We start from the raw sequence: 20912 nt of genomic DNA, 5'->3' as shown, positions 1-20912 counted from the left end.
AATGTCTGTTCTAAAGATTAAAAAAGGCGCATCCAAGCACTCGGCTTATGACTTAAAAGACCCGAATGCTGATGTCATTGAAACGCATACTCTAGCCTGTGTTGTTGAAAACGAGGCGGGTGTTTTGGCGCGGGTCATCGGCCTGTTTTCGGGGCGTGGATATAACATCGACAGCCTCACAGTGGCCGAAGTTAACCACGAGTTTCACCGCTCGCGTATCACTATTGTCACCTCGGGAACCCCACAAGTTATCGAGCAAATCAAAGCGCAACTTGGGCGGATCGTGCCCGTTTACCGAGTCAATGATTTGACAGTCGAAGGCCCGAGTGTTGAGCGCGAATTGGCGCTTTTCAAAGTGGCCGGAAATGGCGAAAAACGTGTTGAAGCCTTACGTTTGGCCGATATTTTTCGCGCCAATGTCGTTGATAGCACGCTCGACAGCTTCATTTTTGAGATGACCGGCACAAGCGAAAAAATTGACGCTTTTGCAGAGCTTATGCGCCCGCTTGGGTTGGTTGAAACTGCGCGAACGGGCGTTGCCGCCCTTGCACGTGGTGGGGAAAAATAAGCTGGCTTTTTTAAACTCTTTAAACAAAAAACAAACGCGTTTTTAAACATTAGAAAGCCGAGGTTTTATCCTCGGCTTTTTGCATTTTCCTCGAATTCACACTCGTGGAAAGGAAAAAGGGGAGCCCAAAGGCTCCCCGAGTTTCGCTTATCAGGCTCATCATTCGTACCGCCCGGTATTCTGCCTGCGGCCTGATCCGCGTCAAGGGCGAGCGCACCCGCCCCGGAATTCCCCCGACCCGAAGGTCGAGGAGGTTTTCTAGCTACACCCAGATGTTCCGCCACAGGTGTTGCATTTCATACAGGTGCCATTGCGCACCAGTGTGTAGTTTCCGCAATCACCACAGGGATCGCCCTCGTAGCCTTGCATTTTTGCTTTCGAACGCAGGTCCATTTGGCCCAGGCCGGTTGAAACAGTTCCGGACGAAATCGACGTCGTTGTCGCCGTGGAAACCTCTGGAACAAGGGACCTCAACGTGGCGATTGGATCGGCGAAATCGCTCAATGCAGTTGCCCCCGCGCCGCCCTGAAGGACAATTAACTCTTGGGGAAACCGCTTGCGCAAATAGCCTGTAGAGCTGATTTGTTTCAAAACCTCCAAGGACTTGGACGCTGCAGCTTCACTCACAGTCTGCACGTTTGAGACGCCCTCCTGATCGCCGCGACCAATGTCGTCAAAACTTGCGCCCTCTGGTTTGACATGCGCGAGGTCGGTGCGATCCAAGTAGGAAATAGCCAATTCGCGGAAGATGTAGTCAAGGATCGAGGTCGCGCTTTTAACGCTGTCGTTGCCTTGAACCATGCCAGCGGGTTCGAATTTCGTAAACGTAAAGGCATCGACGAATTCTTCGAGAGGCACACCATATTGCAGGCCAACCGAGACCGCGATGGCGAAATTATTCATCATTGCGCGAAAGCCTGCGCCTTCTTTGTGCATATCGATAAAGATTTCACCAAGATTGCCGTCTTCATATTCGCCAGTCCGCAGATACACTTTGTGGCCGCCGACATTGGCCTTTTGGGTATAGCCTTTGCGCCGCTGAGGCATCTTTTCGCGGTGGCTTTTGATGATCTCTTTGATGATGATCTTTTCGACAACTTTCTGCGCCAAAACAGCAGCTTTTTCCCGTTGGGAACCGCTTTCAAGAATGTCTTGCGCCTCCTCGTCGTCCTCAACCAAAGCAGAGGCCAAAGGTTGCGACAGTTTGGATCCATCACGGTACAGCGCGTTTGCCTTGATCCCGAGCGACCAGCTCAACTCATAAGCTTTTTGACAGTCCTCAATCGTAGCATCGTTCGCCATGTTGATGGTTTTGGAAATCGCACCCGAGATAAAGCTTTGTGCCGCCGCCATCATATAGATGTGGCTGTTAACACTAAGGAAACGCTTACCAATTTTTCCGCAAGGATTGGCGCAATCGAAGATTTCGTAGTGTTCTTCTTTGAGGTGCGGCGCGCCTTCAAGGGTCATTGTTCCGCAAACATGGTCGTTCGCTGCGTCGATTTCCGCGCGCGTGAAGCCAAGGTGGCGCAGCAGATCGAAGCTTGAGTCATTCAGTTTTGCGACGGGAATTCCGAGCGTCTTGGTGCAGAATTCTTCGCCCAACGTCCATTGGTTAAACACGAACCGAATGTCAAAGGCGCTTGGCAGCGCTGCTTCGATTTTATTCAATTCGGCCTGACCAAAACCGTGCCCAATGAGGGAGGTGTGGTTGATGCTTGGGGCGTTACCAATGCTGGCGTGGCCAACCGCATAGCTGATAATTTCTTCAATATGCGCCGAGCCATAACCTTGTTTTTCGAGGGCCGCGGGAACAGATTGGTTGATGATTTTAAAGTAGCCACCACCTGCGAGTTTCTTGAATTTCACCAGCGCGAAATCAGGTTCAATCCCCGTGGTGTCGCAATCCATAACGAGGCCGATGGTGCCCGTCGGCGCAATAACCGAGACCTGCGCGTTGCGATAGCCGTGCTTCTCGCCAAGGCGCAGAGCTTCATCCCAAGCGGAAGTGGCCAAGTCGATTAGGCGCATGTCGGGACAGTTTTTGTGATCGAGCGCGAGGGGTTTGATATCAAGCCCTTCGTAGCCGTTTACCTTGCCATAGGCTGCGGTGCGGTGATTACGGATGACGCGCAGCATATGCTTGGAGTTTTTCTCGTATTTCGAAAACGCGCCCAGTTCGCCCGCCATTTCGGCGGAGGTCGCATAGGCAACCGCCGTCATGATCGCCGTCAAAGCGCCGCAAAGCGCGCGGCCTTCGTCGCTGTCATAGCCAAAGCCCATGTTCATCAGCAAACCGCCGATGTTGGCATAACCAAGGCCCAACGTGCGGAAATCATAGGAGCGTTGCGCGATTTCTTTGGAGGGGAATTGCGCCATGGTGACCGAAATTTCCAACGTGATGGTCCAAAGACGCGTGGCGTGCATATAGTCTTCAGCTTGGAATTCGTCGTCCTTAAGGAAGGTGAGCAAGTTCATCGATGCAAGGTTACAGGCCGTGTCATCGAGAAACATATATTCGGAACAAGGGTTTGAGCCGCGGATCGCACCATCTTCGGGGCATGTGTGCCAAGCGTTAACGGTGTCGTGGTATTGGATGCCCGGATCGGCACAGGCCCATGCGGCATGGCCAACTTGTTCCCAAAGGTCGCGAGCTTTGATTGTCTTGGTGACAGCGCCGTCGGTGCGGTTGATCAGGTCCCAATCGGTGTCTACTTCCACCGCTTTCAAGAAGGCGTCCGTGACGCGGATTGAGTTGTTTGAATTTTGGCCAGAAACGGAGCTATAGGCTTCGGAATCCCAGTCAGTGTCGTAGGTTGGGAATTCAATGCTATCATAGCCTTGGCGGGCATAATCCAGAACGCGCTTCACATAAGTCTCTGGGATCGCAACTTTTTTCGCAGCCCGCACGGCGTCTTTTAGAGCGTCGTTCTTTTTGGGTTCATAGGCATCTTGGACGGCACCATCCCAAAGTTTAATTGCCGCAAAGATCGCGTTCAGCTTCTCTTCGTGCATTTTGGAACCCGCCACAATGGAGGCAACTTTTTGCTCTTCAAGAACCTTCCAGTTGATGAATTCCTCGATATCTGGGTGGTCGGCATCGACGATCACCATTTTGGCCGCGCGACGGGTTGTGCCGCCGGATTTGATCGCCCCTGCGGCGCGGTCACCGATTTTTAGGAAGCCCATGAGGCCAGATGAACTGCCGCCGCCCGATAGTTTTTCGCCCGCCGACCGGAGGGACGAGAAGTTGGTGCCAGTGCCAGAGCCGTATTTAAACAGACGTGCTTCGCGGACCCAAAGGTCCATGATACCGCCCTCGCCCACCAGATCGTCGGCCACGGATTGGATGAAGCACGCATGCGGTTGCGGATGTTCGTAGGCGGAGGTTGAGAGGGTTAATTCGCCCGTTTTATAGTCGACATAATGGTGGCCTTGGCCCGGTCCATCGATGCCGTAGGCCCAGTGCAGGCCCGTGTTAAACCATTGTGGAGAGTTGGGGGCGGCGCGTTGGCTGGCGAGCATATGGCGCATTTCGTCGTAATAGGCGCGCGCATCGGATTCTGCCGAAAAATAGCCACCCTTCCAACCCCAATAGGCCCAAGCCCCGGCCAGACGGTTAAAAACCTGCTTGGCGCTAAGTTCACTGGTTGTGCGTTCGGATTTAGGGAGTTTTTCGAGCGCCTTTTCGTCAGGAACCGAGCGCCAAAGAAACTCAGGGACACCCTTTTCTTTCACTTTTTTCAGGGCGACAGGCACACCCGCCTTGCGAAAGTATTTCTGGGCAATGACGTCGCTAGCGACTTGGCTCCACTTAGCGGGCACTTCAATGTCTTTGAGTTGGAACACAATTGTACCATCTGGATTGCGAATTTCCGACAGTGTTTCGGTGAATTCTATATCCGCATAAGCGTCTTTTCCGGATTTGGTAAATTTGTGTTCGATTTTCATGTCTTTGCCCCGTCGCTGACCCTGCGGTCTCGTTTTAAAGTGCAAACCAAACCCACATACCGTGATGAAGCTTGATCCCAAATTCGTGCTGGTCGGTGAAGAAAAAGGAGTGAAAACCCGCCAATGATCATGCAATCAACGGCGTAAGCGCGATTTGAAAATTTAATTTCGCTCTTAAACTTGTCTCTGTCCCTTTTGCCGCTCTGCCACTAAATCTTGTGGCATCCCCGACCGGCACCCACAAGGTGGCGTATTTGAAGCCATTCGGTCAACGCAAATATTTGACTTATCCACTGGTTTTTTTCGTTGACCTGAGCGGATTTTCGGGACGGGTGGCCTCATTTTGATTCTAATGGTTAATTTATTTTTTGCCCGCTTATTGAGCCGGTTTTGGAATTGTTCAATAGATCGGCTGAGTTAGGGAATTGGACTGAGAAACTGGGTGAAGTTATCCACAGCAGAGAGTATTAACAGAAGCCTAAATTCGAAAGATGGCCGAAGCGCCCCTCTCGCGATTGATTCCTAAAAAATGATTACCACCTAGGGTAGTTCTCTCTAAAATCTGTTCTAATTTAGTATCACTTTGGGTTTTGAACTCACACGACGCAAGACGGGGGCACCTTATGGGACCCCCGTTGTGATTCTCGCCAGTGAAACGTTAATGGATCAAACTGGCCAAATAGGTGCCATAGGCATTTTTGCCATAGGTCTTGGCGTGAACGGCCATCATCCCAGCATCAATCCACTTGTTCTCAAATGCAATCTCTTCGGGACATCCCACCTGCATCCCTTGGCGCAATTGTAGGGTCCGCACGAAATTTCCGGCGTCCAACAGGCTGCCATGGGTGCCTGTATCGAGCCACGCAAACCCGCGCCCCATGGTTTCAACCGTCAGCGAGCCGTCCTCAAGGTAGGTCTCCAGGAGGCTGGTGATTTCCAATTCACCCCGCGCGGAGGGTTGTACTTGATGCGCACGCCTTGGCGCATCCCCATCGAGGAAATACAGGCCCGTCACCGCGTAGTTCGACGGTGGGTTCTTTGGCTTCTCGATGATTTCATTAGCGTTTCCATCCACGTCAAACCCAACCACACCATAACGCTCCGGATCGGCGACGTGGTAACCAAACACCGTTCCTCCTGTGTTTTTCTCATCGGCGCGTTCCAAAATCTCCGGAAGCCCGTGGCCAAAAAAGATGTTGTCACCAAGCACCAAAGCCGATGGCGCCCCCGCAAGAAAGTCCTCAGCGAGGATATAGGCCTGCGCCAACCCGTCCGGATTTTCTTGCACGATATAGGTCAGCGATAGGCCCCACTGGCTGCCGTCGCCAAGCGTGCGGATAAATTGGTCTTGGTCGTGCGGCGTTGTGATGATCGCAATTTCGCGTATGCCCGCGAGCATCAAAACCGACATCGGATAGTAAATCATCGGCTTATCATAAATCGGTAGAAGTTGTTTCGAGACTCCAACAGTAATGGGGTAAAGGCGCGTGCCGGAACCGCCCGCGAGAATAATGCCCTTACGTTTTGTCATAATTACTGGTCCAATTTATTTAGTGTTTTAGTCAATGAGGCGCGCCAATCTGGGCGCTCAAGGGTGAAAGCGGACAAATCATAACAATTCATCCGCGAGTTTTTCGGCCTTTTTGCGGGGGTCGGATAGGCCGTTGAGGGAATATCCTGAACCGCGCAGGTGATGCCAGTTTGGTGGAAAATTTCCCGCGCAAAATCCGCCCAACTTACGTCGGGGGCCCCCGCGAAATGATAGGTCCCAGATTTTCTTGGGTCCTGCGCTAGTTGTTGAACGATGTCAAAACAGGCCGCCGCGATATCCTGTGCGGCGGTGGGGCCGCCGACCTGATCGGCCACGATGTTTAAGCTGTCGCGTTCCCGTCCAAGGCGCAACATGGACTTCACAAAGTTGCTGCCATGCTCGGAGAAAACCCAACTTGTTCGCAGGATTGCGTGGGTCGGATTTGCCGCCCGCACCGCCTCTTCGCCCGCAAGTTTTGTTGCCCCATAGATATTTAGCGGACCGGTGGTGTCCTCTGGCGATCTAGGACTGTCGCCCGCGCCATCAAAAACATAATCCGTCGAAATTTGGACGAAAGGAATATTCAAATCACGACAGGCAACGGCCATCGCCCCTGCCGCTGTCCCGTTGATCGCCTGTGCGATTTCGGGCTCATCCTCAGCCTTGTCCACATTCGTATAGGCCGCAGCGTTGATCACCCCAAGCGGTGCACGGTCCCGAATAATCCGCGCACAGCCTTCTGGATCACTGAGATCGGCCTCGTCCCGTCCAAGGCAAACCACCCCCGCAAGTTTCGACAATTCGCGCCCGACTTGACCCGTTTTGCCAAAAACCAGAATCACGATTTTGTCCCAAGGCGCGCGCCAACCCCGTCGCGGTTTTGCAACGCCGACCACCAGTCTTGATTATCCAAATACCAATCAACGGTTTTGGCGATACCTTCTTCAACGGTCACCGAAGGGCGCCAGTTGAGTTCGGTGCGGATGCGCGTTGGATCAATCGCATAACGCAAATCATGTCCGGGGCGATCGGCAACAAAGCTGATCAAATCGGCATGGGGCGCGTTTGAGGGGCGGCGTTGATCGAGCACCCCGCAAATCATTTTGACGAGATCCAAATTAGTGGCTTCGTTTTCGCCGCCGACATTATAGCTTCGGTTTAGCACGCCCTTTTCCAACACACACAAAAGCGCGTCGGCGTGGTCTTCAACATAGAGCCAGTCGCGGACGTTTTCGCCCGTTCCGTAAACAGGGATCGCCTCCCCCGCGAGCGCCTTCAGGATCACCACGGGAACCAGCTTTTCGGGGAAGTGGTACGGGCCGTAATTATTGGAGCAATTGGTCATCACAACGGGTAAACCATAGGTTTCGGCCCATGCGCGCACAAGGTGGTCACTCGCGGCCTTAGACGCTGAATACGGCGAGTTTGGCGCATAGGGCGTGTCTTCGGTGAACTGCCCTTCGGCCTCCAGCGAACCAAAAACCTCATCGGTTGAGATATGGTGAAAACGGAAGCCCTCGGGCTTGCCCGCCCCTTCCCAATAGGCCCGCGCGGCCTCAAGAAGGATATACGTTCCAGTAATATTGGTCTGGATAAACGCCCCAGGTCCGTCGATCGAGCGGTCCACGTGGCTCTCGGCGGCAAGATGCATCACAGCGTCGGGCTTATGCGCAACCAGAATGCGATCCATCGCGGCGCGGTCGCAAATATCGGCGTGCTCGAAGGCATAGAGAGGGTTTTCGGATACGCTTGCGACGTTTTCCAAACAGGCCGCGTAGGTCAACGCATCGACATTCACAACTTCATGGCCGCGCGAAACCGCCAAGCGCACAACTGCGGAGCCAATAAATCCTGCGCCGCCCGTAACCAAAATTTTCATGCTCTAACCTTTATATTCAAATGGGCTGTCGAAGGTGCTAAACACCTGTGCAGCCAAGTCTTTTTCCGAAAGAACCGGAGCCGCCACATCAAGGGGCCACGTCACGCCACAACTGTCCCACCGCACCGCGCCATCACATTCGGGCGCGTAATAGTCGGTACATTTATAGACAATTTCCGTATCCGGCTCCAAGGTCATGAACCCATGCAAAAAACCCGCCGGTACAAGAAGCTGTTTGCCGTTTTCAAAGCTCAATATTTCGCATGCCCACTGGCCATAGGTCGGCGAGCCTTTGCGAATATCAACGGACACGTCAAACAAGCTACCTTTGCCACAGCGGACCAACTTGTCTTGCGCATGGGGTGGCGCTTGAAAATGCAGCCCGCGCACAGTGCCTGTTTGCGATGAAAGCGAGTGGTTGTCTTGGACGAAATCATACGCCAACCCCGCCGCCTCGAATGCACGTTTAGAATAGCTTTCGCTAAAAAAGCCGCGATGGTCGCCAAAACGATCTGGCGTGATCACGAGTACACCTGATAATTCGGTTTGAGCAATATCCACGGGGGCCTCTTAGGTCTAAGTGATGGTTTTCGCGTCAATACCGCGAAAACACGCGATTGCCCAGCTTTATCAAATCCATATAGAAGCGGCCAGCCTCAAGCGCCAAATGGCAGGACAAACTCAGCTGCCGCAAAGTTCAAATGAGGTATAGCAATTCCCCCGCCCTATTTGATTTCGCGGCCCGCCCACCAAAGGCGGTCTTCGATCATGAAAAGAGTTGCGCTATCTTTTTTCTCTGGGCGATTAAAAGCGATGCTGAGGACAGCGGTGTTCGTCCGCGCCCACTTTCGGGTTAGGTCTTCGCACTCACTTCGAGACCCATCTGTTTGCGCTCGGCACTCCAGAAATTTTTCACTTTGGGCCGCTTGAATGTTCGCATTATCGCGGGGAGTTATACCGAAATATGTTGGCCTTGAAAAAGCCATTCCCTCGACGGAAATTGTGGCTGAGCCAGCGTGGGTAATTCCGCCACCCATGTCGTCTAGGAGTATGTAGCCTCCGGTAGAAAACGGTCCTTCATCGTCGTCGGCGGGGGTTTCAACAAGAAAACCACAGGCGCTTGGCGCATACCAAAGCACATAACGATCTGTGTTTACTGTTTTAGAATTAGTTTCCCAAAGAGAAATATTTCCTTGCTCGGGACTCTCCTGAACATTCGCCAGCCTCAGTCTGGGATATTCGTCCCCGCAGGTCTTTTGAATGCCAAAGGGAAAGTAGGGTTCCATTCGCAAAACTATACTCTTCGCAAAACGGGTATCTGGATAAAGGTCGGAATTATCTAGAGGTGCTTCTTTTGCGGGAGCGGGAGTTTCGGTCTCGTTCGGAACACAAGCACTCAGCACAGCCACGGCAAGAACTGTCAGGGAAAGCCTTGCCCAAAATCCACCTATCCTAAACATAGCGTCCTCCAACAAATTTTTATCCAATACCCGTAAGCTGCGTTAGGTTTCTGCTTCAGCTGTCCGGATGAAGCGAAAGTCTAATGTGAGCCGTGTGAGGAAGCAATCATCTGACTGTTGTCGCGGTCCAACACATGACGTTTCCGTCTTCTTCATCTAGCCTTTGCCCTGTTTCCACAAAACCGTTTCGAGCAAGGACGATCCGGGAAGCGGTGTTGTCGATACTGCATTCCGCTGTCACTTCTCGAACCCGGTCGTCGTCCCTCGCCCATGTCAAAAGCTCAGCCAACCCACGACTGACTGCGCCTTTCCTTTGACGTGTGGGGGCAATGCCAAATCCGATCTCGAGACGTCCATCTGCGTGTGGCTTCACAACGGAGCAAATGCCCACGACTTCACCATCTTCGACGAACATCCAGGCCGCTGGGACAAAGTCGAGAGCGATGGAAGAAGCGAGTGAGCGCAACATTTCAAGAACGGCCACAGGAGCCACCTGACTATCAGGGAGACCTAAACCGCGCGGCGAACCGCCTCCAATTATTTGGTGAAAATCGTTATCATCCATCGCAATTAGCATTCTATTTCTCTCGTTCTCGCACCTTTTGGTGCACGCTTTAGTGAATTGTCCCGTCGTTTAAGACATTCAGAAACGGGGAAGGCTCGCGAAATAACTTTTACAGCGACGCTTCAACATCTAAATTTTGGGGGAAGCGATTTCATTCCCTCCCAAAACGCGCCAGAACCGAAATGTAATGATATATAATTACATTCAACCACTTAGCGTTTAAAATTATCAGGGCACAACGGAAATAAATCAGGAATGTGATAGGCCGCATTTGTCCCCCCTATTTGGATTCAATGTTGCTGAGAAGAGAGCTTTCACGCGCCGGATCACGATCAAAACGCACGACTTCGCCTGTTAGGGGTGCAATCAATCGGGCACCTTTTACCAATAAATGGTCATCATCAGGGTAATGGTTTACACCTTTCAAAGTGATGAAACAACTTCCTGTATTAGCATCACAGAGCGCGTCTGCGACAGAAACAACCCGTATCCTGTCGTTCCCACGAGCACGTTTTTCAAACAAATCCACGATGGGAGAACTCCGCTCCAAGTATCGCTCATACGATGTCGTCAACTCACCCTCAGGCACCGTTTCTAACATCCGTTGCTTTGCTAAAGTCATAGGTACGTTCCAGCCCGCCTCTGGAATTGGCGCCCCGAGCACGACATTGAGTTGCGCAGACAGTTCATTTATCCGAAGTTCAATAAGTGAATGAACTCTCTTTCTGCGATCCGCACTATCCCATCGCCAAAACGAATGAATGCTATCCTCAAGGGCTTTTTCTACAACTTCTAAACAGCGAAAATTTAATGGCATTTTATAGTGCTGGAAGCCAACCAACCGTGCGCAATTTGGAAGACTAGCAGTATAAACTGAAGGGGTCCGACACAACTGGACAGCGTGCTCAGGTGTATCCAACACAAGTGAATGGATACGCGAATGACGAAGCGACGGGATTTTTCAGACAAGTTAAAGGCTGCTGTGGCGCTTGAAGCGTTGCGCGGGGACAAGACAGCCAAGCGCTAGCTGCATCCTACACAGGTGAGTACGTGGAAACGGCAGGCGATTGAGGGCATGGCAGGCGTCTTCTCAAATAAGGTTAGGAAGGCTGAGAACAAGGATGGTGAGATCAAAGACCTTCACGCAAAGATTGGTCAGCTGGCGCTTCTCGGGGTGCCCCCCCTGCCGGCCAACGGGTAGAGAACGATTTTTGTCACAGGGTCTAATGCAATGTGCCCGTTAGAACGCCGCGAGATGATCCGCCGGTCATCGATCTATTCCATGCCGGTTAGCTTTGCCCCCGCAGCGTGGCGGTTCAGTTTGCGCCGATTGCGGTTTTGGAGGTTTTAACGGGGAGACGCGGAACATTGGAGGAGCTTGCCGAGCTTGTGGCGCCGCAGTTTCATGCGAAACCTAATCGAGTGAATTTTGTGGTAAGTCGTGGAGGGAGGAGCTTGGGTGTTTTGCATACTGGTCAATCTGGTCGTATTGTAGACTAATCTTGGTACATCTTCTTCATTTCATCGGAAAACTCTACGTCCTAAAATCTTAAGTAACCTGGTGCGCGGGGCGGATTTAGTGTGATTTTCGGATTACTGTCCAACACAGATCTAGCTTGCAAGAACGGTGCAGGTCTTCGGCCTGTTGCCCGAAGCCGATCAAGGTAAGAACTGCTAATCTTAAGACCATCCGTTAAACTGCTTAAGAAATTTCTTGGTGGTCTTCGTATTCCCACATTCCAAACCGCGCTAGTCTATGTGCAACTTCGTCCCAGCCTTTGCCTGTCGTTTCCGCGCATAGTTTTTCGATCATAGACCTAATCTTTTCCCAATCGTATTCTGCAACCACAAGCATGTGTCTACCGAATACCCCAAAATCCCCAAAATCTTGGTTGATTGACTTGGAAGCTATCCATTGTGGTGTACAAACGAAAAAGGTGAAATTATCAAAAGAGCTGCCTTTCTCTGGCCCAATCGAAGCTTCAATGTTGAAACCGAACGTATCTTTGATATCTGGCCAATATGTGCGTTCATCGATATCTATCGATGCAAGTGATTTGAGTTCGGCTTTCACATTTATATTCCTATTCGGATACGTCGAGGTGCGCATTTGATCTTACGATCCATTTCCCCTTAATAAGTACCCTTGTCTCAAAATTTACTTGAAGGCCAGTGTTAGTAAACGGACTATCCTTTGGGATTGGGGAGCGGAAAGTCCTCATTTTGTCCGCACTAACGAGTGTTTTACCGTCACTTGCTACGTGATGACCTAGTCCAACTTACGCCTGCCCAAGTTCCCCCAATTCTGCTCTTGTAGCACTACCCGCCACTGTAAGGTTACCTTGCCCTAGTTGGGAATCTTCACGCAATACCCCCTGTTTTTGGGTTGCAGTCAGTGCCTTATTTGTAGCTTTTTTAGTTGCTGAGCTTCCAATCGTTTTTGTCACGCTCATGATTGCTTGCAGTGTTTTAGTGATGAAGCCCAGACCCACTTCTACTACCGCGAAACCAGAATCCGCCACACTGTCTACGTAGCGGCCGTCCTCAATTGCCCTTGTCATGTCCGCGGAGCGTTACATCCTTGGAACCACAACTTTCGCAACATCTGTAGTATAATTTGCAATTGTGTTTGCGCTTTCTGCCGCACCGAACAACCCATCTGAATCCCCAGTTAAAACAAATTCACCAATTCCTGCACCTATGTTGACGGCTTGGTCGAACCACCCAATTTCATTCCCATTTGGATCGATTTTATTAGTCGGATCGTTAAAGCTATACGAATACCGATTGGTCCCCACACCTGGCAGCGCAGGATCAAATCAGTCTGGCTGGATGAACATGGCGAGTTCGGGGGCGTAGTATCTGGCGTTGAGGTATTGCAGGCCGGTGTCGGCATCAAAGCGTTCGCCGATGAAGCCTTTGGTTTCCGCGGGATCGAGGGAAGCGACAATATCGTCGGCTTCACCAATGGGTGCATAGATCGATCGTTTGGCAATGCTTCCAGTGCAATCCGTCACAAGGCGCACGGAGGCGAGTTGATCGCTGTGCATATAGCTGACCTTGGCGCCGTTTTGGCCCGTTTTATAGGAGAGGCGGACGCCACTGAGGGGGCGCACGAGGATGGGTTTCTATTTCCCCCGACTTGCGCAGATCCACGCCGCCAAAATAAAAGGTCACTTCGCCGCCCACCATTTTGGATAAGCGCGTGCCGTCGGCTGCATATTTATAGGCCGTTGTGACGCCATCCATGGTGACCGATTTAGGCTGGTTCTCGCCATCGTAGGTCATGATTTTGCCATGCAGACCCTGCTTCATGTTGCCATTCGCATCATTGGTGAAGGTCTCAGGGTCAACTTTATGAGGTGCGTTATGCGACTGCTAAGTGCCACACAGAGAAGCGCGGGCATTCATCGGGGAATAGTTAAAACTCTGGCGGTAAATCAAGTGATCCGCTTCAATCGTGGCTGCGGAAAAACTGCTTTTAATACCACAATCACAGCTCAAAGCAGACCGTCGCCGCCAAGTTCAGCAAGGTCGGCTACGGGCCGTTAGCGACATTGATGGGGGAATGATTTGGCCCAATTTCAGCACCAGACTTCGGCTCTTTCTTCCGGAGGCTGGCCCTTATGGAAAGCTCGCCTCATTCTATTGTTGGAAAAATCTGGTGAGAGAAACGCGAGGTTCGCTTATACAGCTAGACCATACTAATGCGCAGCCCCATGAAGGGCGGCGACTCCGCTTCGGATATCTCTCTTGCGCGCCTTCAATCGAAGTAGCGTACCAACGGGGTGCTGGCGCGAAATATCTCGATCAGCAAATCTATTACTTCGTCGTCGAGTAGGAGCGCGTCCGACAGGTCTTTGCGGCATCCAAGGCCGACCATTTTCAAATAGGGTTCAGCGGGACCGCTACTCTCAAAGCCGTCCGGCACAGCGCCCAACGTCTTTCGTGTGATCACTCCCTCTGGGAAAGTCTTCTTGAACGCAGCGTCGGCCAAGACGTCAGTCAGGCCTTCCGGATCATCGACCAAACGGGATCGCATCCGTGCGAGCGCTGGCTTAGAGGGTTGAAAAAGCGCGGCACCTGCGTGGCAGTTTCCTGGCTCAATATGGAGATAGTATCCGAAGTCTTCCGAGGGATGACCTGCGTTGGCAAAAACATCCACACCGGAGCGGTACAGATCACGCCCAATGCGGTCGCGCGGCTCTTGGAATAATTTGGTGTAGCTTTGTTTGGGTTTGCAAATCGCCTCAGCGACGAAGGGATCAAAGCGATGCGCGTAGTCGTGCAGTGTCATGGCAATGCCTGCGAAATTGCGCAGGGCGTCATCGCGCGCGTCGCGGTGGGCATCCAGCCAGACTTTGCGGTTGTTCTGCCCGAGATCCGTTAGGAACGTAAATGTTTCTGGCTCAACCATGGGTGTACCTCCAATTCCGCAGTTTCTGCGATGCGCGTACAAAATGCATCAACAAAGTGATTTCTAAAGGTATCAGAAAGGCTATCCAGCCCAAATCATGATCTCGGGTCTAGCGGTCATAAGCCACAACAAAATCACAATTGCCAAGAAGGCCGGGATGCCGCACGCGAACCATATGCGATAAAGGCGCATGTATCGTGGCGTGAGTGGTGCGCCGGTTTGTGCGGACGCGCGGGCCTCATCTCGCATCTTTGCTTGGATGGCTATAACCGGCAGCCAGAAAAGCCCAATAAAAACATAGAGTGCGAGCGAGAGAGCAATCCAACCTTCCGACAATGGCCATCCATGATTTAGCGCTAAAGTGATTCCAGTGAGGGGCTGTGCAATCGCAGCCGTTGCTGTGAACAGCATATCGGCAATGACCACGATGGCGGCGGTATGGGCGATGCTGGCGGGGTCTTTGGTGCGATGGGCCATGACCATGAAAAAGGCGATACCCGACCCCGTTCCGATCAAAACGCAGGCGCCCAGAACATGCAGCAGACGGACAATTTCGATCCAGTCGATCATCGAGTCTCCAATGCAATGCGTGCGATCATTGCGAGGGCGATTCCGGGTATGACTTTTACCAACGGGCCAAGAGGATCAAACCAAAGGTGCGGAACAAAAAGCGTCGATGCTGCCAGATAGAAAAGGCTGACAAGAACCGCGAGCCAACAGGCCAATTTTGCAGAGGGGCGATAGGCAAAGGCCGCAGCGATCCCAATGTCAACAAAAGCCCAGAAAAGGACACTTCCGAGAGCCAATACATGGGGCCAACCAACGTCTTCCAAAACAAGCGCCGCTTCGTTTGCGCGTATGATACCGATGGCCCCGGACAGGAACCAAAACGTGACGAGCGTGGCAATGATAATAGGGGTGAGTAAAGACATGCGCGCAAACAGGCGATCCTCGACCCGCGCGGGCATATGCGCCAAAGTTTGCGAGAGCGATTTGACCGCAGGTATGCCAAACGCCGAAAGGTCTGAGGGCACACCGGTAACACCATCGGCTAATACTCTAAGTGCGGTCGTGCGCAACGGAGAACGCCACCCCAGCATTGCCAAACCATCCGCGACCTTGGCAATTGAGCGGGTCAAAAAGCTTGAAATGGTGATCTCGCGTCTCGCGGGTGCAAAGCCCAGCCAGCCGCGCATAGAGGCTACGACTTCCCGCAACGAATGCGTTTCGTCTTCAACGAGGTCGCCAACAAAGCCGTCGGGAATATCGCCCCTGACCGCGGCGCTCACGACCTCAGCAAGATCATCCAGTGCAACGGTTTGAACGCTCGCGTCAGGAACCGCCAAGGGTTGGACTAGCGGAAAGGCCGCCAGCATGCGCAGCATGGTCGTGCCCCCATAACTATGTTTTGCCAAGACAAGTCCGGGGCGAAAAATAGTGTGTCGAACGCCCGCTTTCTGAATTGCCGCATCGCCCCTTGCCTTGGATGTAAGAAACAGCGTCGTCGCATCCAAACGAGCCCCAGCCGCAGAAATTTGGATGATTTTAATGTCCGCCGAAACGCAGGCTTTGGCCAAAGCTGACACGGCGTGATGATGAACCGCCTCAAGATCATCCTTTGGCCCGTCCTGTAGGGCACCCGAACAATTCACGACCACATCAATGTCTCTCAGGAACGGTTGCCAAGCACCTGCTTCGGTCAAAGAACGAAGATCGCCTGAAAGCCAACGGATCGTCGGAAGAACACGTTCTCCGGCGGCAATATCCCTGCCAAGCCCAATGATCTTGTGGCCATCTCGTTCCAAACGCTGCGCTATCCCACAACCAATGAGGCCATAAGCTCCGACAACAAGGACATTCACCACAGTTCGGCTTTCCTGATCATGACTATTCATGCAGTTTCTCTAGTGGGTGAATGGGGGAAAGGCTATAGGGATACGAGTGCGCGGTCTTGATTTAAATACACAATTTTACGGCATTGTGAAATTGATCCGTTGCAAGTATCCGCCTTTCGCTATGGTGTGGAATACTTGCAGGATAGGCTCAAAGCCGCAGTTAGCTGCAACTTTCACAAAGTTCAGCAGAGGGCCGCTCGCGTCAATGCCACGATTACCAATGGGGGCAAGCTTAGCGAACAGCGGCTATGAGCCGATATTGACTGCAAATCTTAGTCCCTATGCAAAAATTGGATTAAGCATGTTTTATGATATGATCATGACTTGCGATCCGCATCCTGACTTATGGGCTGAAAACGATGATCATGTTTGCGGACCGCGATCACACTCTTATTGCGCCACCATAAGTGGACTTCCAGCCTCGCCAAATTGAAAAACAACAAATTTGGCGCGCTCGGTAGCGCTCAAATTCGCACCGGTCATTCCGAGGTCGGGCAGTTCGTAAAACGCTTCACCGGCCGCATAGTCAACCGGTTCTGCGCCATCAACCTCCAGACGCAATCCACCTTCAAGTATGTAGACGAATAATTGTCCTGGATGGATATGATGGTCGGTTTTCCAACCCGGATCGACGTCGAACAGTAGAACTTTTGCCTCTGTATCTGGCATGCCCTCGATGGGGGTTGTCAGCACCGGTGTGATTACCGTCTCCGCCGATACTGGCGCCAGAGTTAGGGCCAAGTGGATCGCGAATGCGGTGAAAGCCGTGATGATAGGTCGTTTCATGGTTCGCTCCTTGAAAAATGTGCCTCAGGGCACTCTTAAACTGTGTTAGTAAGGAAGAGTATTTCGCGGAGACAAAGAGATGTCAGGAAATCCAAACGAAAAAGAACCGAAATATTCTGAAATTGCGATCATTGGGGACTTTCGATTTGATGTCAGAAGCTTGACCCTTTTCGATATTGAATGGCAGCCAGTGTCTTTACGCCATCAGTCGGCATTAGTTTTATGCGAACTTGCAAAGTCACCAAGCAAAACTGTGTCGAAGGATAGGCTCGTAAGTGCCGTTTGGGGCGGGACATTTGTAAGCGACGACAGTCTTGTGCAGTGTATCAAGGACATTCGAAAAGCGCTGTGCGACAATGATCGTAAACTTGTGCGAACGGTCGCCAGGATAGGCTATCGTCTGGATACTTACCAACCGGTCGCTTCATTCACAACCAACCAGAAACCCAGCATCTTTATCGAAAACATTCAGTCCTCCGGAAATCGAAAAATATCCAAGGTTTTTGCTATGAACCTTCGGGACAAACTCGTTTTGGTCATGGCGCCGCGCACCGAAGTGAGGGTCTTCACCAGCACCGGAAACCAAACAGCGACAGACTACATCGTGCAGGGCCGAGCGAATGTCAGCGGCGACTGCGTCAAGCTTTTTTTGTCTCTTTCCGAGGTAAAGTTGCACGGCCATTTCTATGCCGAATCTTTCGAGAGAGACGTATCGGAAATAGATCAGCTGGCAGAAGATGTCGCGCGAAAGATTTCAAGTGTTTTGCGTATTAGCGTCTTTAATCATGATGGCGAGAAATATGGTAATAAGCCAGACGGACAACTTGATTTCCAACAACTGATGGCCAAGGCGCACTACTTTTACGGTCGCATTACAGTCCCTGCGACCGCGATCGCTCGAACAACATTGCAGGTCGCCGTCGAAAGATCGCCTGACGACCCGAAAGCACTTGCGATGTTGGCACATTCAACCACGCAGATGCGCCCGTACATTCGCATTGAGGACAATGAAGCGGAGACAATTTGGGCGTTGTCACTGGCGGATAGGGCCGTCGCACTCGGCGCAACATCAGCTTTTGCATTCCGTACCCGTGCCAACCTGAGACTTTGGTTGTTGGGGGATCATAAGGGGTGCCGCACCGATTGCGCACGGGCGCTGGCGATTAACCCGAACTTTTATTTGACTCACCTGACGCTCGCAACCAGTGAAATATTAACAGGGGCGCATATCGCTGGAATTGACCGCATAAGATCTTTCGTTTCCCTGACAAAGATCGATCGTCAATATGCATACTTTCAGTCGTTGATCGGATTGGCGTGGATCTTGGCGGGCGACGATGCCGCCGCAATTCAATTTGCAAGCGACGCCTATGAACGTTTGCCGGATTCCTCATGGCACGCAATGGTCTATGCTGCCGCAGCCTCTGTTAATTCTTCTATCACCAAGACCGAAGAGTTCAAAAAAATGATATATGGAATAGACCTGCCTTTTACGCATTTCAGATCGTTGCCGTTCGCGGACGTGAAGGACGTTGAAATGCTGGAATCCAGGCTTCGTGCAGTAGGCCTTGGGGCGGAGCAGACTTACCTATCATGAGCGCAGGGGCCAAGAAAGGAACGTTGCTCCAGTGCCACGCTCGATAGGCCCCTGCCCTTGTCCAATCAGCTCCGCGTGTGTGACGCGCTATCGGAGTTCTGTTGATTGCGTAGAAGTTGGCCGCCACAGAGCCTTTATCACGGGCTTCGATGACCATATAATGCGCAACGTCATGCGAGAAAGCGTCGATTTGGTTGATCTTCAAGCTCTCAAGGAGGCTCGCTTGCGCTTAATCGAGTGGCGCATCAAACAGAACCACGTATTATTCAGCCATTGCAGCAGCTACAGATAACAGGGCGGCATAGACGGCAGCCAACGTAATATTCCAAGACATCGATTTTCTCCTTTTGGTGAAATTTATCTGCTCAAAGTTCACTCCCCCCTTCATATCAAAGGCCACCGATGTTGACCTGAAAACGGGCGGAAATTTACGCGAAGATCTCCAATGCCCTTCATCTACATCCGTCTTTTTACAAATTTTTGGCAATTGTAACGCCTTGCTCGACACCGATGTCGCTGAATTGACGTTCGCGTGGCTCCGCTCGTCCAGAGAGCACCAAAATCGGGCAATTTCCGGCGTTTTCTTTCAAACCCTCAATAGTTTTCACACAGCCTTAGCCCTTAGCCGACCTTCGGATTCCTTTTGTTGGAAGACCGCTTGGCAACTTTTGAAATCGGTCAAAACAAAATATCGTTTATCCCAAGTTTTCCAAAGACACTTCTAAGCCAATTTTTTTGCGCCCCATAACGACGGAGGTTCGAAAACGTCGTACGTTCGAATTTTCGAAAAACAATCGGTGCGTCAATTCTTCGAATTCATGCATATCTTTCGCAGTACAAATAAGACAGAAATCGGCCTCCCCTGTTACGTAATAGCACTGCTGGACCAAGATTTCATTCAGGGTTTGGCGGACAAAAAGGTCAATTTGGTCGCGACGCTCACGCTCTAGCTCGACCATCACGATAAAACTCATGTGTTGGTCAAGCTTACTCGGGTCCAGAATCGACACATCCCGCACGATGACACCAGAGTCGCGCAAAGCTCTTAACCGCCGTTGCACGGAAGCCGTCGATAGACCTGCAAGATGGGCAAGTTTATCTAAACTCGTACGCGCGTTTTCTTGAAGAGTATTTAAAATAACGACATCGGCCTTATCGATCTTCATCGTGCGGTCCCTTATCTAAAATTGAAAAATTTTCCCATAAATATTTGAATTATGATCATTAGCCATCACGCGCCTTTGATATATTACCTCTATGAAACATTCAACTTTCGCACTTTGCCCCGCTTCTCCGTCCCATCTTCTGAAGCACTGGCCAGCCTATGCGCCATCTCCCTTGGTGCGAGCGCACCTGTCCCAGAAACCTCTCCTGCTCAAAGATGAAACAAGCCGTATGGGCCTTGGCTCGTTCAAGGCTCTTGGCGGCGCATATGCGGTTGCGCGGTTGATCATGGGCGACGAAGAGTATTGGGGCCGCCCTCTGGCGGACTTTCATGCAAAGGCCAAGGGCATGACATTCATTTGTGCGAGCGCCGGAAATCATGGGATTTCAGTTGCCGCCGGTGCGCAGTTGTTTGGTGCAAAGGCGCGAATTCATCTTTCAACACTCGTGCCCGCGGCCTTCGCTGTGCGGCTTAAATCTCTGGGAGCGCAGGTGGTTATCTCTGGCGAAACCTATGAGCAGAGCGTGCAATCCGCCATTGAAGAGGCCGCGCGAGGAGACGGCATCCATTTGGCCGACGGATCGTGGGAAGGATATACTGAGCCCCCTCGTTTGGTGATGGAGGGCTATACGATCATCGCCGAGGAAATGCGGGCCGAGTTTGAGGAAAAGGACGACTGGCCGAGCCATGTCTTTTTGCAAGCGGGTGTTGGCGGCATGGCGGGTGCGATCACATATATGATCCGCAAAAATTGGTCCGTTCAGCCCCACATCACTGTGGTCGAACCAAATCGCGCGCCTTGCCTGCGGGATAGTGTGGAAGCTGGCCGACTTGTCGAGGTGTCCGGGCCTGTTTCCAACATGGGGCGCCTGGATTGCAAAACCGCTTCAATGTTGGGATTTGAAATTTTGCGTGAGAAAGCAGATCATTTCACGACGATCACAGATGCGCAGGCGCAATCAGCGGTCAATGATCTTTGCGCCTATAATTTATACTCGACGCCCTCGGGTGCTGCAGGGTTTGCCGCCGTTGAGCAAGCCAAACTTGGGAAAAATGCGCGCGCATTGGTTCTCATCACCGAGGGTGTGTTATCGTGAT

General features: G+C 51.8%; 20 protein-coding genes. 3 read left to right on the top strand and 17 right to left on the bottom strand.

The features are described from left to right. Nucleotide 1: 1 nt before the first annotated feature. The gene (ilvN, locus tag AB9F29_RS14060; protein WP_039004343.1) at nt 2-568 is read left to right on the top strand and encodes an acetolactate synthase small subunit; all 567 of its coding nucleotides are present in this window, start codon (nt 2-4) and stop codon (nt 566-568) included. 258 nt (nt 569-826) lie between these two features. Here the strand turns inward: ilvN and AB9F29_RS14055 are convergent, their stop codons facing one another. The 16 genes from AB9F29_RS14055 to AB9F29_RS13980 form a co-directional block, all read right to left on the bottom strand. Beyond that, entirely contained in the window at nt 827-4519 is a 3693-nt protein-coding gene (locus AB9F29_RS14055; protein WP_369756139.1) for a vitamin B12-dependent ribonucleotide reductase, read from the bottom strand. A gap of 658 nt (nt 4520-5177) precedes the next feature. After that, nucleotides 5178-6050 (bottom strand): glucose-1-phosphate thymidylyltransferase RfbA, encoded by an 873-nt coding sequence (gene rfbA / locus AB9F29_RS14050; protein ID WP_369756138.1) that lies wholly within the window; start codon nt 6048-6050, stop codon nt 5178-5180. Between the two features lie 2 nt (nt 6051-6052). Further along, a complete protein-coding gene (gene rfbD / locus AB9F29_RS14045) occupies nt 6053-6892 on the bottom strand; it encodes a dTDP-4-dehydrorhamnose reductase (protein WP_369756137.1) in 840 nt (279 codons plus the stop codon). After that, nucleotides 6889-7929, bottom strand: a complete 1041-nt coding sequence (rfbB, locus tag AB9F29_RS14040) for a dTDP-glucose 4,6-dehydratase (protein ID WP_369756136.1) — start codon at nt 7927-7929, stop codon at nt 6889-6891. The genes rfbD and rfbB overlap by 4 nt, the downstream gene beginning before the upstream one ends. A gap of 3 nt (nt 7930-7932) precedes the next feature. Further along, on the bottom strand, nt 7933-8490 hold the full coding sequence (gene rfbC / locus AB9F29_RS14035; RefSeq protein ID WP_369756135.1) for a dTDP-4-dehydrorhamnose 3,5-epimerase: 558 nt from the start codon (nt 8488-8490) through the stop codon (nt 7933-7935). Nucleotides 8491-8654: 164 nt separating this feature from the next. Further along, nucleotides 8655-9389, bottom strand: coding sequence for a hypothetical protein (locus tag AB9F29_RS14030; RefSeq protein WP_369756134.1), 735 nt, complete (start codon nt 9387-9389; stop codon nt 8655-8657). 106 nt (nt 9390-9495) lie between these two features. Next, a complete protein-coding gene (locus tag AB9F29_RS14025; protein WP_369756133.1) occupies nt 9496-9966 on the bottom strand; it encodes a GNAT family N-acetyltransferase in 471 nt (156 codons plus the stop codon). Nucleotides 9967-10234: 268 nt separating this feature from the next. Further along, entirely contained in the window at nt 10235-10771 is a 537-nt protein-coding gene (locus tag AB9F29_RS14020; RefSeq protein WP_369756132.1) for an SGNH hydrolase domain-containing protein, read from the bottom strand. A gap of 885 nt (nt 10772-11656) precedes the next feature. Beyond that, nucleotides 11657-12028, bottom strand: coding sequence for an Imm8 family immunity protein (locus AB9F29_RS14015; protein WP_369756131.1), 372 nt, complete (start codon nt 12026-12028; stop codon nt 11657-11659). 205 nt (nt 12029-12233) lie between these two features. Then, nucleotides 12234-12515 carry a hypothetical protein gene (locus AB9F29_RS14010; protein ID WP_369756130.1) on the bottom strand — a complete coding sequence of 94 codons (282 nt, stop codon included), beginning with the start codon at nt 12513-12515 and terminating at the stop codon, nt 12234-12236. Nucleotides 12516-12773: 258 nt separating this feature from the next. Further along, the gene (locus tag AB9F29_RS14005) at nt 12774-13070 is read right to left on the bottom strand and encodes an RHS repeat domain-containing protein (protein WP_369756129.1); all 297 of its coding nucleotides are present in this window, start codon (nt 13068-13070) and stop codon (nt 12774-12776) included. After that, entirely contained in the window at nt 13036-13269 is a 234-nt protein-coding gene (locus tag AB9F29_RS14000) for a hypothetical protein (protein WP_369756128.1), read from the bottom strand. Before AB9F29_RS14000 ends, AB9F29_RS14005 begins: the two co-directional genes overlap by 35 nt. A 448-nt stretch (nt 13270-13717) precedes the next feature. Further along, nucleotides 13718-14371: a DUF2461 domain-containing protein gene (locus AB9F29_RS13995; protein ID WP_369756127.1), complete on the bottom strand. Its 654-nt coding sequence runs from the start codon at nt 14369-14371 to the stop codon at nt 13718-13720. A gap of 81 nt (nt 14372-14452) precedes the next feature. Further along, nucleotides 14453-14941: a DUF2269 family protein gene (locus tag AB9F29_RS13990; protein ID WP_369756126.1), complete on the bottom strand. Its 489-nt coding sequence runs from the start codon at nt 14939-14941 to the stop codon at nt 14453-14455. Then, on the bottom strand, nt 14938-16266 hold the full coding sequence (locus AB9F29_RS13985) for an SDR family oxidoreductase (protein ID WP_369756125.1): 1329 nt from the start codon (nt 16264-16266) through the stop codon (nt 14938-14940). Before AB9F29_RS13985 ends, AB9F29_RS13990 begins: the two co-directional genes overlap by 4 nt. A gap of 390 nt (nt 16267-16656) precedes the next feature. Beyond that, entirely contained in the window at nt 16657-17052 is a 396-nt protein-coding gene (locus AB9F29_RS13980; protein ID WP_335586621.1) for a cupin domain-containing protein, read from the bottom strand. A 79-nt stretch (nt 17053-17131) separates the two neighbouring features. Here AB9F29_RS13980 and AB9F29_RS13975 point away from each other — a divergent pair, with 79 nt between their 5' ends. Beyond that, nucleotides 17132-18649 carry a winged helix-turn-helix domain-containing protein gene (locus AB9F29_RS13975; protein ID WP_369756124.1) on the top strand — a complete coding sequence of 506 codons (1518 nt, stop codon included), beginning with the start codon at nt 17132-17134 and terminating at the stop codon, nt 18647-18649. A 695-nt stretch (nt 18650-19344) separates the two neighbouring features. On the opposite strand, the gene AB9F29_RS13970 is transcribed toward AB9F29_RS13975, so the two are convergent. Then, entirely contained in the window at nt 19345-19815 is a 471-nt protein-coding gene (locus tag AB9F29_RS13970; RefSeq protein WP_369756123.1) for an Lrp/AsnC family transcriptional regulator, read from the bottom strand. Between the two features lie 91 nt (nt 19816-19906). Here AB9F29_RS13970 and AB9F29_RS13965 point away from each other — a divergent pair, with 91 nt between their 5' ends. Beyond that, on the top strand, nt 19907-20911 hold the full coding sequence (locus AB9F29_RS13965; protein WP_369756122.1) for a pyridoxal-phosphate dependent enzyme: 1005 nt from the start codon (nt 19907-19909) through the stop codon (nt 20909-20911). Nucleotide 20912: the final 1 nt, after the last annotated feature.

This window comes from Falsihalocynthiibacter sp. S25ZX9 (genome assembly GCF_041205405.1).
GTDB lineage: Bacteria > Pseudomonadota > Alphaproteobacteria > Rhodobacterales > Rhodobacteraceae > Falsihalocynthiibacter > Falsihalocynthiibacter arcticus.
This window is presented reverse-complemented; position numbering and strand designations above follow the sequence as displayed.

Excerpts from the sequence above, each read along its gene's own strand:
- ilvN (WP_039004343.1), top strand. The coding sequence starts at position 2 with ATGTCTGTTCTAAAGATTAAAAAAGGCGCATCCAAGCACTCGGCTTAT.
- AB9F29_RS14055 (WP_369756139.1), bottom strand. The coding sequence starts at position 4,519 with ATGAAAATCGAACACAAATTTACCAAATCCGGAAAAGACGCTTATGCG.
- rfbA (WP_369756138.1), bottom strand. The coding sequence starts at position 6,050 with ATGACAAAACGTAAGGGCATTATTCTCGCGGGCGGTTCCGGCACGCGC.
- rfbB (WP_369756136.1), bottom strand. The coding sequence starts at position 7,929 with ATGAAAATTTTGGTTACGGGCGGCGCAGGATTTATTGGCTCCGCAGTT.
- AB9F29_RS14030 (WP_369756134.1), bottom strand. The coding sequence starts at position 9,389 with ATGTTTAGGATAGGTGGATTTTGGGCAAGGCTTTCCCTGACAGTTCTT.
- AB9F29_RS14025 (WP_369756133.1), bottom strand. The coding sequence starts at position 9,966 with ATGCTAATTGCGATGGATGATAACGATTTTCACCAAATAATTGGAGGC.
- AB9F29_RS14020 (WP_369756132.1), bottom strand. The coding sequence starts at position 10,771 with ATGCCATTAAATTTTCGCTGTTTAGAAGTTGTAGAAAAAGCCCTTGAG.
- AB9F29_RS14010 (WP_369756130.1), bottom strand. The coding sequence starts at position 12,515 with ATGACAAGGGCAATTGAGGACGGCCGCTACGTAGACAGTGTGGCGGAT.
- AB9F29_RS14000 (WP_369756128.1), bottom strand. The coding sequence starts at position 13,269 with ATGAAGCAGGGTCTGCATGGCAAAATCATGACCTACGATGGCGAGAAC.
- AB9F29_RS13995 (WP_369756127.1), bottom strand. The coding sequence starts at position 14,371 with ATGGTTGAGCCAGAAACATTTACGTTCCTAACGGATCTCGGGCAGAAC.
- AB9F29_RS13990 (WP_369756126.1), bottom strand. The coding sequence starts at position 14,941 with ATGATCGACTGGATCGAAATTGTCCGTCTGCTGCATGTTCTGGGCGCC.
- AB9F29_RS13985 (WP_369756125.1), bottom strand. The coding sequence starts at position 16,266 with ATGAATAGTCATGATCAGGAAAGCCGAACTGTGGTGAATGTCCTTGTT.
- AB9F29_RS13980 (WP_335586621.1), bottom strand. The coding sequence starts at position 17,052 with ATGAAACGACCTATCATCACGGCTTTCACCGCATTCGCGATCCACTTG.
- AB9F29_RS13975 (WP_369756124.1), top strand. The coding sequence starts at position 17,132 with ATGTCAGGAAATCCAAACGAAAAAGAACCGAAATATTCTGAAATTGCG.
- AB9F29_RS13970 (WP_369756123.1), bottom strand. The coding sequence starts at position 19,815 with ATGAAGATCGATAAGGCCGATGTCGTTATTTTAAATACTCTTCAAGAA.
- AB9F29_RS13965 (WP_369756122.1), top strand. The coding sequence starts at position 19,907 with ATGAAACATTCAACTTTCGCACTTTGCCCCGCTTCTCCGTCCCATCTT.